General features: G+C 51.7%; 10 protein-coding genes and 1 pseudogene. 8 read left to right on the forward strand and 3 right to left on the reverse strand.

Features of this window, described 5'->3' with window-relative positions; translation table 11 throughout:
• Positions 1 to 82 precede the first annotated feature (82 nt).
• Positions 83 to 826 (forward strand): class I SAM-dependent methyltransferase, encoded by a 744-nt coding sequence (locus ACS0RQ_RS13460; RefSeq protein ID WP_271851406.1) that lies wholly within the window; start codon positions 83 to 85, stop codon positions 824 to 826.
• A 47-nt stretch (positions 827 to 873) separates the two neighbouring features.
• Here ACS0RQ_RS13460 and ACS0RQ_RS13465 read toward each other — a convergent pair whose 3' ends face one another.
• Positions 874 to 2,151, reverse strand: coding sequence for a glycoside hydrolase family 10-like protein (locus ACS0RQ_RS13465; protein WP_271851407.1), 1,278 nt, complete (start codon positions 2,149 to 2,151; stop codon positions 874 to 876).
• A 346-nt stretch (positions 2,152 to 2,497) separates the two neighbouring features.
• Here ACS0RQ_RS13465 and ACS0RQ_RS13470 point away from each other — a divergent pair.
• Positions 2,498 to 5,425, forward strand: a pseudogene (locus tag ACS0RQ_RS13470) (HD domain-containing phosphohydrolase).
• 60 nt (positions 5,426 to 5,485) lie between these two features.
• Here ACS0RQ_RS13470 and lysC read toward each other — a convergent pair.
• A complete protein-coding gene (lysC, locus tag ACS0RQ_RS13475; RefSeq protein ID WP_222556043.1) occupies positions 5,486 to 6,847 on the reverse strand; it encodes a lysine-sensitive aspartokinase 3 in 1,362 nt (453 codons plus the stop codon).
• Positions 6,848 to 7,625: 778 nt separating this feature from the next.
• On the opposite strand from lysC, the gene ACS0RQ_RS13480 reads away from it, so the two are divergent.
• Positions 7,626 to 9,011 (forward strand): diaminobutyrate--2-oxoglutarate transaminase, encoded by a 1,386-nt coding sequence (locus tag ACS0RQ_RS13480; RefSeq protein ID WP_039079003.1) that lies wholly within the window; start codon positions 7,626 to 7,628, stop codon positions 9,009 to 9,011.
• A 17-nt stretch (positions 9,012 to 9,028) separates the two neighbouring features.
• Positions 9,029 to 10,492, forward strand: a complete 1,464-nt coding sequence (locus ACS0RQ_RS13485; protein WP_271851408.1) for a pyridoxal phosphate-dependent decarboxylase family protein — start codon at positions 9,029 to 9,031, stop codon at positions 10,490 to 10,492.
• Between the two features lie 60 nt (positions 10,493 to 10,552).
• Here ACS0RQ_RS13485 and ACS0RQ_RS13490 read toward each other — a convergent pair whose 3' ends face one another.
• Positions 10,553 to 11,743, reverse strand: coding sequence for a citrate synthase family protein (locus ACS0RQ_RS13490; protein ID WP_271851409.1), 1,191 nt, complete (start codon positions 11,741 to 11,743; stop codon positions 10,553 to 10,555).
• Positions 11,744 to 12,236: 493 nt separating this feature from the next.
• On the opposite strand from ACS0RQ_RS13490, the gene ACS0RQ_RS13495 reads away from it, so the two are divergent.
• The 4 genes from ACS0RQ_RS13495 to ACS0RQ_RS13510 all read left to right on the forward strand — a co-directional run bounded on the left by ACS0RQ_RS13495 (position 12,237) and on the right by ACS0RQ_RS13510 (position 15,904).
• Positions 12,237 to 13,565, forward strand: a complete 1,329-nt coding sequence (locus tag ACS0RQ_RS13495; RefSeq protein WP_039079006.1) for an MFS transporter — start codon at positions 12,237 to 12,239, stop codon at positions 13,563 to 13,565.
• A gap of 121 nt (positions 13,566 to 13,686) precedes the next feature.
• Positions 13,687 to 14,064 (forward strand): VOC family protein, encoded by a 378-nt coding sequence (locus ACS0RQ_RS13500; RefSeq protein ID WP_108701294.1) that lies wholly within the window; start codon positions 13,687 to 13,689, stop codon positions 14,062 to 14,064.
• 70 nt (positions 14,065 to 14,134) lie between these two features.
• Positions 14,135 to 15,088, forward strand: a complete 954-nt coding sequence (locus ACS0RQ_RS13505; protein ID WP_271851411.1) for a 2-hydroxyacid dehydrogenase — start codon at positions 14,135 to 14,137, stop codon at positions 15,086 to 15,088.
• A 51-nt stretch (positions 15,089 to 15,139) separates the two neighbouring features.
• Entirely contained in the window at positions 15,140 to 15,904 is a 765-nt protein-coding gene (locus tag ACS0RQ_RS13510) for an SDR family oxidoreductase (RefSeq protein WP_071194210.1), read from the forward strand.
• The last annotated feature ends 14 nt before the right edge of the window (positions 15,905 to 15,918 follow it).

The following is a 15,918-nucleotide window of genomic DNA, read 5'->3' on the forward strand; positions in this document are numbered from 1 at the left end:
GTTTTTCTCTACATGAGTTGCCGTCAGGGTTGGTATCGTTGAACGCTAATCTGAAGGCAATGAGCTGGTATCGCGAGGGTGTATGATTATTAAAGGGCTGCAACAACGTTCGAAATGTAAGATATGTGACGGAAATGCTCAATTGCACGGTGTGCTTGATTTCAACACTTCTTGTTTGAGCACATTACCTGATCATGCCGTACTTCCGCTCACCGGCGTGCCCATTTATTACCATCGCTGCGAAAACTGCGGATTAATTTATACCCATGCTTTCGATGACTGGACATTTGATGATTTTAAAACGCATATCTATAACGATGAATATGTGATGCATGATCCAGATTTTACAGGTGCCCGCTCGAAAAGTAATCTCGAATTAATTATGTCCAATTTTGAAGCGATTAAAGAGTGGCGTGTTCTGGATTACGGCGGTGGCGATGGGCAGCTTGCGCAGTTGTTATGTGCAGAGGGTGTGGATGCTGTCGGTTGGGATCCGTTCCATCTTAATAACCATCTCCCGACAGGTAAATTTGAACTGATTGTTTGCTTTGAGGTGTTTGAACATACGCCCACGCCCGTTGAGACGCTTATGGCTGCCTGCGATTATTTGAAAGAAAACGAAGGGGCGATATTTTTCTCCACACTGGTCAATGACTCAACCACCCGTGAGGGGATGAACCACTGGTATATTGCGCCACGAAATGGACATATCACCATTCACACAAAGCAATCACTGGAAATCTTATTCAGGAAAGTCGGGCTGGAGGTGATACATTTCAGCGACAGCTTTCATATGGGATATAATCCGGCAGGGATCGGCAATTAATATTCTGGCGGGTGTGTAGTAATGGAGTGGTACCCGCCAGAATGTGATTAATTACCCCAGCGGCGTTTCAGATAATTGACCGCCTGCTGGGTTTGCGGTTGGTTCAGATAATCCTCGCGGAACAGAATCGTGCCTTTTATTTGCGGCGTCGACTCATTCAAATCGAGCTGTTTTTTCAGTTCCGGCACGCCGCCATTGACCGTCCAGTCCGGCTCATTCTTTGATGGTTCGCCCACTTTATACAGCGCAACGCCAATATACAGACGGGTTTTCGTCGGTTTTACAACGTCCGCCCACCATTTCGCCAGCACATCATAACGCGCAGCGTCACGGGCAAACGGCCAGTACAACTGCGGGGCGATGTAGTCCAGCAATCCTTGCTGGACCCAGCGGCGGGTATCAGCAAAAGACTCATCATAGGCAGCGGCGCCTCGCGTATCGGAACCTGCCGGGTCGAAAGAGCGGTTACGCCATACCCCGGCAGGGCTGACGCCAAACTCAACATCCGGGTTAATCTGTTTGATGGTACGCGAAACCTGTTCAATCAACTGCTGCGTATTATGCCGCCGCCAGTCGGCCTTCGACGCAAATCCCTGACCATATTTTCTGAACGTCTCGCCGTCATTAAGCGCAGAACCCGCCGTCTCGGTATAGAAGTAGTCATCGAACTGCACGCCATCGACCGGATAGCGGCTGACAACCTCCGCCACGATGCTGGTTATCCAGTCCCGCGCATCCGGAATACCAGGATCCAGAACAAACCGGTCACCCGCCGTACGCACCCAGTCGCGATGCAGGACAAAGACGCTGGAGGGATGCAGCGGCAGGGTTGAATTCAGCTCGGCCACCGTAGAGGGTTTAATATTGGTGGATACACGGTAAGGGTTAAACCAGGCGTGTACCCGCATACCGCGCTTGTGTGCTTCATCGAGCATAAATTGCAGCGGATCGTAGCCCGGATCCTGACCAATTTTCCCCGTGAGGGTATCGGACCAGGGCAGAATTTTTGACGGCCAGAGCGCCGTGCCATCCGGTTTTACCTGGAAAAAGACGGTATTGATGCCAAGGCTTTTGAGCTTATCCAGCTTTATCCGCATGGCGTGCTGCTGCTGATCAATACGGCTTTGCGCACTGCCTACGCCATTCACCGAGGCAAGCGGCGGCCAGTCAAGACGGGAAACCGTTGCCAGCCAGATCCCACGCACCGGCTCGTTGTTTTGCGACGTTTTATCCGCGATGGGATGTTTAGCGACCGGCGGAAGCGGGGTAACGAGTGAGACGGGGGGCTTAGAGGTACAACTGGCGAGTAACAGCGCCGTTGCCATAAACACACTGGCTTTTTTGATTTTCGTTAATGGAAACAAACGACGTGAGCGGTTAATGGGATACTCCAGTATTTCAGGTTGTCGCCTGGAGGCACATTTTCGGCTTATTACGGGGTAAGTCAATGCGTTAAAGCGTATTGCGCACACGCTCAGAGCGGCCGACCCATGCTGCTTTGCCAGTGGTAACGACAACTTGCAGGGCTTAATGCATGACAGGATCGGGCAAATTCTGACTTAATACGCAGAAAAATAGTCTTTTTTTGGGCCGCCTGTCGCTTTTAACGGCTTCGGTTATGCTTAGAAATGTATTCGTATCTTTCCTGGAAAAGCCCAAGGAAAAGCGCCAATGAAAACGCGAATAAGAAAACTAAAAAATCGATATCCGTTGCACATCCAGATAACCGTTCTTTTTACACTACTCATTGTTTCAATTGGCAGCATTATCATTCTTTTCAACCATAGTCGGCTGACAAAGCTTGCGGAAGTCAGCACACATCAACGCTACCAACAAACGGGTAAAGCGATGGCGGCGGAACTGAATTCGCTGACACGCACAATGGCGAGTTCGGTCAATATGCTGGCGAAGATGCCTGTCGCTGATGCCATGACAGAACCACAGCGCATGGCGCAGTTGAGTAGCTTCATCACGATCCTGCAACAGAATGATTACGCCAGCTCCGTCTACAGCGCCTGGGACAACGGAGACTTTTTTATTCTTCGTCGGTTAACGAACCAAAATCGGGCGTTGTTTAAAAGCCCGGCTAATGCCCAATGGCTGGTACAAAATTACCGATTTGAGGTAAATCCTCCCGAGAAAAAAGCGTTTTATTTAGACAGTGCGCAAAATATTATTTCATCGGCCTCTGTGCCCTATGATAATTACGATCCCCGTACCCGGAAATGGTATACGCTCGCCCACGACGAAAAAGGACTGATTACCTCATCCAATTATATTTTTAAAGCCACAGGCGAAACCGGTTTTACCTACAGTCAGCGGGCTGATAATCAGCATGCGGTGATGGGGCTCGATGTTTCTCTCGCTTTACTTTCCGCCTTTTTGCAACAACAAGGGCTACCGCCTGGCAGTCAGGCCGCCATTTTGTCAGAGTCCGGTGAGATTATCGCCAGCCTGCCAACAGGTGAGGGTGATAATAACGGCGGTTTGAAAATGGATAACTTGCCGGTATTACAATCATTACTGGCACATGACGATGCCAGGGGCAGTCGTATTTTCAATGTTGGAAACGAAGACTGGTATGGCTCAGTGGTTAACATTCACAGTTCGGGAAATGACTACCGACTGGTGATTGCCACCCCGGCGGTTTTTTTGACGGCAGATGCCAGTGCAATCAGCGATCGTTCTACCTTGATCGCTTTCTTGTTACTCCTCCTTAGCCTGCCGGTTATCTGGTATTTCTCGCGCAAAATCTCTCATCCGTTACTCAGACTGCGTAAAGATGCGGAGGAGATAAGCCAGTTAAATTTTGAGGCCGAAGAGCGTCCTGGTGGCCGTTCGATCATCGAAGAGATAGATGATTTGCATACTGCGATGGCAAAAATGAAACAGACGCTGATCAAATTTATCTCGATGGGCAGTATGCTGACCGTTAAGAATAATTTTACCCAGCAGATGCAGGGACTCCTGACCGAAACGACGGAAATCGCTGACATGACCGGCGGAATGGTTTTTCTTTCCAATCAGGATGCGAATGTGTTCACGCCCGCCGCGTTTCGTTGGCGTGAGGAAAACATCGATTTCTCGGACATTCAGCCGCTCACCGTTGACCATGAACACTAGGCCAGGTTCTGGCAACTCTTACAGGGGCAGACGGTAAGCGGCATGTTGACCCGTGAAAATATCCCCCCGTCACTGCTGGCGTTTCTTTTACCGCATCTCCCGGTGCGTTACGTCGCCGTACCGATGCAAACCCACGATAATCACCCCATGGGTTTCCTGCTGCTGTTTAATACCGACGTGCTGAGCGATAAACAGGAAAATGCAAAAATTCAGTTGATTAATTCGCTGGTCGGCATGCTTTCGGTGGCGATTGAAGCGCAACATCTTTTGGCAGAACAGAAGAAACTGCTTAATGCCTTTATTAAACTGATCGCCGGGGCGATTGATGAGAAAAGCCCCTATACCGGTGGTCATTGCCAGCGCGTGCCGGTTATCACAAAAATGCTGGCAAAAGCCGCCGTAGAAGTACAAGACGGGCCTTTCGCCAGCTTTACGCTTTCCGCAAATGAGTGGGACGAATTACATACCGCCTGCTGGCTGCATGATTGCGGGAAGATCACCACCCCGGAAGTTGTTGTGGATAAAGCCACCAAGCTTGAGCAGATCTACAACCGGATCCATGAAATCCGCATGCGCTTTGAACTGCTTAAACGGGAAAAAGAAATTGAGTTCTTGCGCCATCACGGGAAGGGCACTGATTCGCAGGCGCTGGACGCGACGCTGCGCCAGCTTGACGACGATTTCTACTTTATTGCCCGCTGTAATATTGGCAGCGAGTTTCTCTCTGATGATGCACTGGCACGTATTAATAAGATTGCCAACTACCGCTGGACACGCACACTCGACGATACGGTAGGCATTTCACAAGAGGAGTTGATGCGTAAACAACGTCAGCCCGCCGCGCCGTTACCCGCACAGGAGCCGATGCTCGCAGATAAAGAAGAGCACATCGTCTACCGTACCGATGTCAGTAAAGAGGCTGACAGATATCACTTCAAACTGAAAAAACCGCTGCACCAGTATAACTATGGCGAAATTTATAATTTGCGTATCCGGCGCGGCACGTTGAATGAGGAAGAGCGCTACAAAATCAACGAACACATTATGCAGACCATTATCATGCTGGATAATCTGCCATTCCCACGCACAATGGCCAATGTACCGACAATTGCGGGTGGACATCATGAACGGGTAGACGGTAAAGGCTATCCATATCAGCTTAATGGTTCGCAGATGAGTATGCAGGTCAAAATGCTGGCGATTGCCGATGTTTTCGAAGCATTAACGGCCATTGACCGACCGTACAAACCGGGGAAATTGCTCTCTGAAGCGCTGGGTATCATGGTCAGCATGGTCAATGAACATCACCTGGACCGGGAGCTGTTTATCCTCTTCCTGCAATCGGGCGTCTGGCTTGATTATGCACAAACCTATCTGGATCCCGAGAAAACGGACAACGTGAATGTTTCGGCGCTGGTGGCAAAAATTAAGCCGCAGCACGTTGAGGGGGGAACGCCAGAAACCAGCCCGGCTTAAATACCGTAGGTCGCTGACCCGAAGCGAGCAGGGCATCCGCTCGCTTCGGGTTGCGCAGTCTTATTCAAATAAACTGCGATGAAGCGCTTTTACCGCGCTGTCTGAGGAGGCGGCCGGCAGCAGGAAACAGAGCGTATGGTCGGACGCACCGTGGCAAATCATCCGCACGTGATGTTTTTCCAGCTCAGTGAACACATCTTTGCAGACACCTGACGCCTGAGTCAGGTCGTTACCGATGAGCGTCACCAGGTCCAGGCCGGTTTCCAGCTCAACGCGACAGCGGGACGAGAGTTCTGTCAACAACGAGGTGGTCAATGAATCTGCATCACCGGAAGTCGCGCCCGATGCGTTGAGGATCAGCGCAATGCTGGTTTCTGACGTGGTGACCAAATCAATCACCGTATTATGTCGCGACAGCACCGCAAACATCTCAGCTAAAAAAACGCAGGCCGGTTGGGTATGCAGACTGTGCAATTTCAGCAGCGTCTGTTTACGACGCACGGCCAGCGCCCGGTAGCGGGGTGGGTTATCCGCATGGCAACACACCAGCGTGCCCCCCGCCGACGGGTTTTTACTGGAGCCGACAAAGACCGGTATATTTTTGCGCATCGCAGGCAGCATAGTGGCCGGATGCAGCACTTTGGCGCCATAGGCCGCCATTTCGCTGGCCTCAGAAAATGAGACGTTATCCATGCGCTGCGCCTGAGGAACAATGCGGGGATCGGTGGTGTAAATCCCGGCAACATCGGTCCAGATATCCACACGTGCGGCGTGTAATGCCTCGCCAAACAGTGACGCGCTGTAATCGCTACCGCCGCGACCCAGCGTTGTCGTATGCCCCTTCGCATCACTGCCAATAAAGCCCTGAGTGATCACCAGCGCCTGTTCAAGACGCGGGCGTAGCTGTTTTTCCGCCAGTTCAGCGATTGCCCCAGGCACCGGTTCTGCACAGCCGAAACAGTCATTTGTGCGAATCACTTTTCGGGCATCGAACCACTGTGTTTCAACGCCGCGTTCGCGCAACACTTCAACAAACAGCAGGCTGGACATCAGCTCGCCGTGGCTGACTAACGCGTCGTTCAACGCCGTTGAACTGACGCTGGCCGCTTCTTCGGCAAGCCGGCTGATGTTTTCGAGCAGATGATCGATTTCCTGACTGATAGCGGTTGGCTGGCTCAGGCGAGAAATAATGTTGTACTGGATGGCGCGTAGCGTTTCGATTTTGTCCGTGCGTTCACCACTCTCCAGGCCAGCGGAAAGCTCCACTAACAGATTGGTGACGCCAGCAGAGGCGGACAATACAACCAGACGAACATCTTGATCGGCAAGGACGATGGAGGCACTACGGTTCATCGCGTCAAAATCAGCAACACTGGTGCCGCCAAATTTCGCAACAACGATTTGTGGATAAATGCGAGTCATAACAATCTCATATCAGGGCGCCATATAAGGAATGGCATGAAAATTTTCATTCTCGGCATAAGGGAAGCGGGCTGCGTGAAGGAGAGATCCCCGTTACGTCAGCGGCTTACGCCTTACGAAATGTCCGCCCGCGAACATTTCTGGTTACAACCCAGGATGTTGCTCCCGTTGTCGATAACATGTTTGCCTGTAACGCGTTACCGGGGTGTTACTTATTTATGACTTAAATTATTAATTCCTTTTGCAATATGCGTTTCTTCTTTGTCGCGCAGGGTAAGCTTGCGAGAAAACGTCACGTTTTCTCGTTAGTTTTAACAAACGAAATCGTCGCTTTTACCCGCTATCGCGACGTGCGGGATTTTTATCGCGGGCATAGTAAGTGATTTAACCCGCCGGATCGATAATTTCCTTACGCTTTATGGCAAAGAAGTAAAAAAAATAATAATGCACTCAACTGCTTCCATCATCATTAACTTTAAATGACAGCAAAGACAGAATAAATAACCGTAATATAGGTTAAGGCGATGTTGTTATCATGATGTTGTACATAAAACAGGCATTACTCACTAAGTAACAGAATTAGTTACAAATTATGATGCCTGCATTAAAGCCAGTTGCGTTGTTTCTCATTGATTTCAAATAAAAAAGCCTTAAACGGGTGTGGAAAATAAAATATTGAGTCCGTTGCTAAAAAAACATATATTAGCCGCGTTTTTTACACCCCCCTTAAACATTAATTCAACCCGGCGTTAAACATACCCGCGGTTGTAGGAGTGATATGATGACGGATAAAGTCCGTATTGATACTTTGAGTGCTAATTCATTACCGCAAAGCAATGAAACCTTTTTAGCAAGACAAGCTGAGTTTGAATCCAATGTCCGCAGCTATCCGCGCAAATTGCCTTTAGCGATTGCCAAAGCTCAGGGCGTTTGGATCACTGATGTGGAGGGCAATCAATACCTTGACTGCCTCGCAGGTGCCGGGACGATGGCGCTTGGTCATAACCATCCTGAAGTGCTTCAGAGCATCCAAAGTGTCATTACCAGTGGCTTACCGTTACATACGCTCGACCTGACCACGCCGTTGAAAGATGAGTTTTCATCTTATCTTCTGTCGCTGTTGCCGGGTCAGGGTAAAGAGTACTGCCTGCAATTTACCGGTCCTTCCGGCGCTGATGCCGTTGAAGCCGCACTGAAACTGGCGAAAAAGGTCACTGGCCGTTCTGGCGTGATCAGCTTCTCCGGTGGTTACCATGGCATGACCCATGGCGCGCTCTCCGTGACGGGTAACCTGTCACCGAAAGAGGCTGTCAACGGTATGATGCCAGAAGTCCAGTTTATGCCGTATCCGAACCAGTACCGCTGCCCGCTGGGTATCGGTGGTGAAGCCGGTGTCAAAGCGCTGACCTACTACTTCGATAACCTGATTAACGACGTCGAAAGCGGCGTGCGTAAGCCTGCTGCTGTGATCCTGGAAGCCGTACAAGGCGAGGGCGGTGTTAACCCGGCCCCGGCTGAGTGGCTGCAGCGTATCCGTAAAGTGACCCAGGAACACGGCATTATGCTGATTATCGACGAAGTGCAGGCTGGTTTTGCCCGTACCGGTAAACTGTTCGCCTTTGAACACGCGGGTATTGAGCCTGACATCATTGTCATGTCCAAAGCTGTGGGTGGCGGTCTGCCGCTGGCTGTACTGGGTATCAAAAAACAGTTTGACGCCTGGGCTCCGGGTCACCACACCGGGACGTTCCGTGGCAACCAGTTGGCAATGGCTACCGGCTTGACCACACTGAAAATCCTCAAAGACGATCGCATTGCCGATAAAGTCGCTGTGCAGGGCGAGTGGCTGAAAGGCAAACTGGCCGAGCTGCAGCAACGTTACCCGGTTATCGGTCACATTCGCGGTCTGGGTCTGATGATCGGTATTGAGATCGTGAAACCGAACGAAGCGCAGGATCACATGGGTTGCTACCCGGCTGATGGCGAACTGTCGGCACTGCTGCAGAAAGAGTGCTTCAAAGCGGGGCTGATTCTGGAGCGCGGTGGCCGTAACGGTTGTGTACTGCGTCTGCTGCCTTCGCTGCTGATCAGCAATGCAGAACTGGAAATCTTCCTGGATAAATTTGAAACCGCGTTGCTGAACGCTGGCGTTAAGCCTGTTTAATCGGAGTTGTCGATCGCATGTCTGATATTAATCCGATTCTGTCAGGTTCTGAGCAGAGCATTGCTGCCTATCAGGACGCCATTGAGCAAAGTACGAAAGCCGTTGTGCAATGGTTACAGCAACCTGAGATGTATCAGGGCAAGACCGTCGAGCAGCTCCGCGAGCGCATCAAGTTAGAGTTCAACTCTCAGGGCCTGGGTAACCAGGCCGCTATTGAGCGCGCCGTGGAGTACTTCCTCAAAGACAGTCTGTCCGTGCACCACCCGCAGTGCGTGGCGCATCTGCACTGCCCGAGTCTGGTGATTAGCCAGGCGGCGGAAGTGCTGATTAACGCCACCAACCAGAGTATGGACTCCTGGGATCAAAGCCCGTCTGCCACCATCATGGAAGTGAAGCTGGTTGAATGGCTGCGTGAGCAGGTCGGGTTCGGGGCGGGCGACGCGGGTGTGTTCACCAGCGGCGGGACGCAGAGCAACCTGATGGGCCTGATGCTGGCGCGTGATGCATTCTTCGCGCGTCAGGGTCACTCTGTTCAGCAGAACGGCTTAACGGGCGATCTCAGCAAGCTCAAAGTGTTCTGTTCTGAAAATGCGCACTTCTCTGTGCAGAAGAATATGGCGCTGATGGGGCTGGGCTACCGTTCTGTCACGCTGGTGAAAACGGACGAATTCTCACGCATGGACGTGAGCGATCTGTCCGAGAAACTGGCGCAGGCGAAAGCCAACGGTGAGCAGGTGATGGCGATTGTCGCAACCGCCGGCACTACCGATGCGGGCGCTATCGATCCGCTGGCCGATATCGCAGCACTGGCGGCAAAAGAAGGGATCTGGGTTCACGTCGATGCAGCCTGGGGCGGCGCACTGCTGCTGTCCGAGAAGTATCGTCATTACCTGAACGGTCTTGAGTTAGTGGATTCCGTGACACTGGATTTCCACAAACAGTTCTTCCAGACCATCAGTTGCGGCGCATTCTTGCTCAAAGATGCCCGTCACTATCAACTGATGCGTTACCAGGCGGCTTACCTGAACTCCGACTTTGACGAAGAGCACGGCGTTCCGAACCTGGTATCGAAGTCTTTACAGACTACCCGTCGTTTTGACGCCCTGAAATTGTGGATGGGCCTTGAAGCACTGGGTCAGAAGAAATATGCCGAAATCATCGATAACGGTGTAACGCTGGCGCAGGATGTAGCCGCCTGGGTTCTTGAGCAGCCGCAACTGGAACTGGTCATGAAACCGCAACTGGCGAGCGTGCTGTTCCGCTTCCGTCCGGCGCAGGGTGATATGGCATTTGTTGCCCTGTTGAACCAGCGTATCGGCGATGCGCTGCTGGCTTCTGGCGCGGCGAACGTGGGTGTAACCGAAGCAGATGGCATCACCTGCCTGAAACTGACGTTGCTGAACCCGACCGTCAACCTGCAGGACGTTAAAGTGCTGCTGGAAAGCGTGAAAGCATGCGGCCTGCAACTGCTGAACGCCTGATTTAGCCCCTGAACCTGTAAAAACCGACAGCAGAAATGCTGTCGGTTTTTTTATGCCTGCTCAGTTGCGCCCGTTCACCGGCATATTCAGATCTGGCCCGATGTAGCGGCCACGCGGACGAATCACCTTACAGGTGTTGATTTGCTCCATCGCATGCGCCAGCAACCCGACGCTGCGGGCGATGGAGAAAAGAGCAAAGGCCGCATCGCCCTGTAGCCGGTAACGTGTTACCAGAGCGGCCAGCACCGCATCAATGTTGGGATAAAGCCCGGTCAGGGTCGTGACCTTTTCGATAAATTTGGCGATCTCTTCCGGCGGCTCGAACTCTTCCAGCAGGGCAACCGCGCGCGGGTCGCCATCGGGATACAGATGGTGGCCGAAGCCCGGAATCGGCAGCGCCGAGGAGAGATAACGGTTAACCACCTGTTCGGCACTGGAACGCTCGACCTCATCTAACAGTGCTTTCACACGCGGGGTGGCATCGCCATGCAGTGGGCCGGTAAAGGTCGCCAGCCCGGTCAGCAGACAGGCGGGTAACGATGCGCCGTTAGAGGCGGCAATACGCGTGGCGAACGCGGAGCTGGTCAGCTCATGATCGGCAAGCAGCACCATCGCTTTGCGCAGGAGATCCGCCACATCCTTTTCTTTTCCCCAGCCCTTTGCGAGACGCTGATGAATCAGCAAAGAGGGGGTATTTTCGGCACCAAATGTCGAGGCCAGATGGCCCACCAGGTTTGCCGCTTCTGCATGCAGTACGCGTGGCGTGCGCGCATGGGTGGAATGGCCGGTGGCGGTTGCCGTTGCCAGCGCGACAAACGCATGCGTACGATCCGGCGGATAGGGCGGGTAATCACGCGACTGAACGGAAAACGCGTCCAGGCTTTCTGCGTCCCATAGCAGGCGGGCGGTCTCTTCCAGCGTCGCCTCTTTAGCAAAGTTGATCGCATCCTTTCCCCGGTAAAACAGACGACCACGGGCAAACGTCGAGATAGCTGTCGGAATACTGGGTTCGGTGCCAAAAAGGGTATTTGCGGCGAGCGTTTCCCGTTTCCGGCCTTGCTGCTTCTTCTGTTTCAGCTTCTGAATATTCTCGGCGCTGTACAGGCTGCGGCGTGTGTTGTGTGGATCCGGGTGGGAGGCAATCAATCCACGGCTAACGTATGCATAGATGGTTTGCGCACGCACGCCGAGAAAGTCCTGAACCTCCTCCAGCGTAAGCCATGGTGCTACTTTAGTCTTGGGTTCCATCATTGAGCCTGATCACCACTGAACCGAATCAATAAACTTTATATTTCAGTCGTTGTTCAATCAATGTTGATTAACATAATCAACTGATAGCCAGGTCGCAAAATGGTGAGATATTGGTGATAACGTGACATAAAGCGAGGAAATAAATACTCTGCCGCTTCGTTTTCTCATTGCATGGCATTTTGAGATACCTGAATAAGGATGTTGTCAACGAAGAGATGCAATCTATCGCTCACTCGTCACACTCCTGAGTTCTGATGACAGATATTTATATTGATTAATTTAATCAAGATTGATCCTGATAAGACCTTATTCTACCGTCAAATAAGTACTCAATGATAAAAACGACAAAATGAATGACGGTAAATATAAAGCATTAATTATAACGACTACCGCACATTTTTGTCGGCAAGAACACTTACCCATAATTATTACCTCTCTGAAATTGCAGGGCGGTAAATAAAAGAACACCTACAAATCCATGAAGGACAAAAATATGAACCATGTGCAACAACAAGAGCTTGCCGAGGCAGCAAGAGAGGCCGACATAGCAACACCGCGAAAGGCAACACGCATTCGATATTACATGCTGGGCCTTATTTTGTTTGCGACAATCCTTAATTTTGTCGACAGATCGTGTATTGGTATTCTGGCCCCGTTTATCAGTAAAGATCTGACTCTCGATAAAGTTCAGATGGGACAGATATTCGCGGCATTTGGCCTGACATATGCCTTTGCGCTTATCCCCGGTGGTATTATTGCCGACGTGCTAGGCTCCCGTATTGCTTACGCTTTTTCGCTGATTACCTGGTCGCTGGCGACCATGACGCAAGGGCTGGCAAGCGGATTTAATATGCTATTCGGTTCACGACTGGCGATTGGAGCCCTTGAAGCTCCGGCTTTTCCCTCTAACGCACGCGCGGTCACCATGTGGTTTCCCACCAGCGAAAGGGGATTTGCGACCAGCGTATATGTTATGGGGCAATACATCGGTACCCCCTTATTCACCGGTCTGATTTTATGGATGGCGAATGGTTTTGGCTGGCGTTCAGCCTTTTATCTGACCGGTGGTGCTGGCGTGCTTTTCGGTATTCTGTGGTACTTCTGGTACCGTGATCCGCTCAATCATCGCTCGGCAAATGCGGCAGAACTGAAGCATATTCGTGAGGGCGGCGGCCTTGTCGGTAAAAAAGAACGTGACCGTTTTGACTGGAAAAATGCGCTGCGCTTGTTGAAACACCGTCAAATTCTGGCGATTTGTCTGGGTAAATTCTGCAATAATGCCATCCTGGTATTTTTCACCACCTGGTTTATGACTTATCTCGTCGAAGAGCGTCAGATGACGATGATTAAGGTGGGGATTTTCCAGGCGTTGCCATTTCTCGGCGCAACCGCAGGGATTCTGTTAGCGGGTTTCTTCTCTGATTATTTCATTCGCCGTGGTTATTCTATGTCAGCAGCGCGCAAAGCGCCGTTGATCATCGGTACGCTGCTGGGGTCTTCTATATTACTGGTTAATTTCGTCACCTCGAATGAGTTGATTATCGCTATTTTAACCGTCTCTTTCTTTGCGCAGGGGGTAGGGTCGTCATCCTGGGCTGCTGTGTCGGAAATTGCACCACGGCAATATATTGGGTTAACCAGCAGCATCACCAGCCTTGCCGCTAATATTGCTGGCGTCACCACGCCGATCATGATTGGTTATATTCTGCATGCGACGGGTCAGTTTTTTTGGGCGCTCAATATGATGGGGATTATGTGTTTGATTGGCGCATTCGCCTATTCATTCCTTCTCGGACCATTATCCCGAATTGAAATGGATTAACGCGATTAGCGGAATAGCACGTTAAATGCCACAACGATTGTGTACTGATTTATCCAGCCTGCGTCATTAAAGATTCACAATGTCATGGGGTCAGGCTGGAATTATTACGAGGGAGAGAGAAGTGATTAAGTTTAAATGGGACCATTTACAACTGCGCAGCCCGGACCCGGAATTGACCGCGTCATGGTTTGAACGTTGCTTAGATGCCGAAATTATCCGTAAGCCAGGTAAAGTGGATATTCGCCTTGCCGGAATCGATATTTTTATCGCGCCAGTGACTGAAGGCGATGGTGTTGCGCCAGCGCCACTGCCGCCATACCAGGGGCTGGACCATTTTGGCCTGACGGTCGACAACCTCGATGACGTGGCCGCCGAATTAAAAAAACGCGGCGTGGTATTTACTCAGGAGCCAAAAACGCTTCGTCCCGGTGTGCGCGGGTGCTTTATTCGCGGACCGCAAAATATCGCCATTGAAATACTTGAAAGAGACCTGCCATAAATTCGGCAGTGCGCAGGTAATAACAACTAACACGCCAGCCATTGATTGGCGCAACTATGGATCTGATGTTATGAAACCCAGTATTTTACAGTTAAACCCTATTTTAATTCCCGCGATTAGCGAGAAATTGAACGCCCTCTATACCGTGTATCGTTACTTTGAGATCGACGATAAAGAGGCCTTTATTAAAGAACACGGTAATAGCATTCGTGGCGTTGTCTCCGGTGGTCATACGGGTATTAGCAATGCGCTGATGGAAAAACTGCCCGCGCTTGAAGTGGTCGCTATTAATGGCGTTGGTGTGGATGCGGTCGATCTGGACTACGCCCGCAAACGTGGAATTCATGTTACCGCCACGCTTGGCGCGCTGACAGAAGATGTGGCTGACCTTGCCATTGGCCTGCTGATCGCGACCTGTCGCGGTATCTGTTCCGGCGACCGCGTGGTGCGTAATGGCCTGTGGGCGAAAAATCCACATCCGGGTTCCATACCGCTTTCCCGCCGTTTCAGCGGTATGCGGGTCGGCATTGTCGGAATGGGCCGGGTAGGGCGGGCCATTGCCACCCGCGCATCGGCATTCGGATGCCCGATCAGCTATACCGACCTGCATGCCATGCAAGACCTTGATTACCCGTTTATTGCTGACCTTCAGGAACTGGCCCGCCAGAGCGACGCGCTAATCCTTTCCGCTTCTGCGGACAAAGCGGAAGGCATTATTAATGCCGCCGTCCTTGATGCGCTGGGGCAGAATGGTTTCCTCGTGAACATCGCTCGCGGAAAACTGGTCAATGAACCTGATCTGGTCGCGGCGTTAACCGAAGGACGCATCAGCGGTGCGGGGCTGGATGTTTTCGTTGATGAACCGAATGTTCCTGAGGTGCTTTTTGGCCTGGACAGCGTTGTGTTGCAGGCGCATCGCGCCAGTGCCACGGTGGAGACGCGTACCGCGATGGGGGAAATGGTGCTGGCGAGTCTTGCCCAGGCGCTTTCCGGACAGCGTCCCGAGAACAGTCTGACCCGTTGAGCAGGACTGCTATTATTCTGTTTATCAAACTATTAAATAAAGGAAGCAGTGATGATCACCTCAAGAAAGATTGCCCTGGTCACCGGCGCGGGCACAGGGATTGGCAGGGCAACGGCGCTGGCGCTGTTCCGTGCCGGCTATTTTGTTGTTCTCGCTGGCCGTCGTCTGGATCCGCTGCTGGAGACAGTTGCCGCGATGGAAGATAGCAGTGACGGCGGCCAGACCATGGTCGTACCGACTGATGTAACCGACCCCGAATCGGTCAATGCGCTATTTGCGCGGATCAAGGATAAGCTCGGGCGCCTTGATGTGTTGTTTAATAATGCCGGAACCAATTTTCCCGGTATCCCCTTTGAAGAGCTGAGCTATGAGAAGTGGTCCGCCGTGGTAAATGTCAATCTGACCGGAATGTTCCTTTGTGCTCAGGGCGCATTCCGCCTGATGAAGGAACAAACTCCGCAGGGGGGCCGTATCATTAACAATGGGTCTGTTTCGGCGCACGCGCCGCGTCCTGATTCGGCAGCCTATACGGCAACCAAGCATGGCGTGACCGGGCTGACGAAGAGCATTTCGCTCGATGGCAGAAAGTACGATATCGCCTGTGGGCAGATTGATATTGGTAATGCGTATACGGAACTATCGCAGCGGATGTCTAAAGGCGTGAAGCAGGCCAATGGCGAACTGGCGGTGGAAGCGATGATGGATGTGTCGCAGGTCGCTAATAGCGTGGTCTACATGGCCAGCGTTCCGCTTGATACCAATGTGCAGTTTATCACCGTGATGGCGACTAAAATGCCGTTTGTCGGGCGCGGTTAAACGCTCAGCAAGTC

It is taken from the genome of Phytobacter diazotrophicus, assembly GCF_052061655.1.
Classification (GTDB): domain Bacteria; phylum Pseudomonadota; class Gammaproteobacteria; order Enterobacterales; family Enterobacteriaceae; genus Phytobacter; species Phytobacter diazotrophicus.

What these genes read in the sequence shown, in the direction of transcription:
- ACS0RQ_RS13460 (WP_271851406.1), top strand. Translation starts at nt 83, where the DNA reads ATGATTATTAAAGGGCTGCAACAACGTTCGAAATGTAAGATATGTGAC.
- ACS0RQ_RS13465 (WP_271851407.1), bottom strand. Translation starts at nt 2,151, where the DNA reads ATGGCAACGGCGCTGTTACTCGCCAGTTGTACCTCTAAGCCCCCCGTC.
- lysC (WP_222556043.1), bottom strand. Translation starts at nt 6,847, where the DNA reads ATGACTCGCATTTATCCACAAATCGTTGTTGCGAAATTTGGCGGCACC.
- ACS0RQ_RS13480 (WP_039079003.1), top strand. Translation starts at nt 7,626, where the DNA reads ATGATGACGGATAAAGTCCGTATTGATACTTTGAGTGCTAATTCATTA.
- ACS0RQ_RS13485 (WP_271851408.1), top strand. Translation starts at nt 9,029, where the DNA reads ATGTCTGATATTAATCCGATTCTGTCAGGTTCTGAGCAGAGCATTGCT.
- ACS0RQ_RS13490 (WP_271851409.1), bottom strand. Translation starts at nt 11,743, where the DNA reads ATGATGGAACCCAAGACTAAAGTAGCACCATGGCTTACGCTGGAGGAG.
- ACS0RQ_RS13495 (WP_039079006.1), top strand. Translation starts at nt 12,237, where the DNA reads ATGAACCATGTGCAACAACAAGAGCTTGCCGAGGCAGCAAGAGAGGCC.
- ACS0RQ_RS13505 (WP_271851411.1), top strand. Translation starts at nt 14,135, where the DNA reads ATGAAACCCAGTATTTTACAGTTAAACCCTATTTTAATTCCCGCGATT.
- ACS0RQ_RS13510 (WP_071194210.1), top strand. Translation starts at nt 15,140, where the DNA reads ATGATCACCTCAAGAAAGATTGCCCTGGTCACCGGCGCGGGCACAGGG.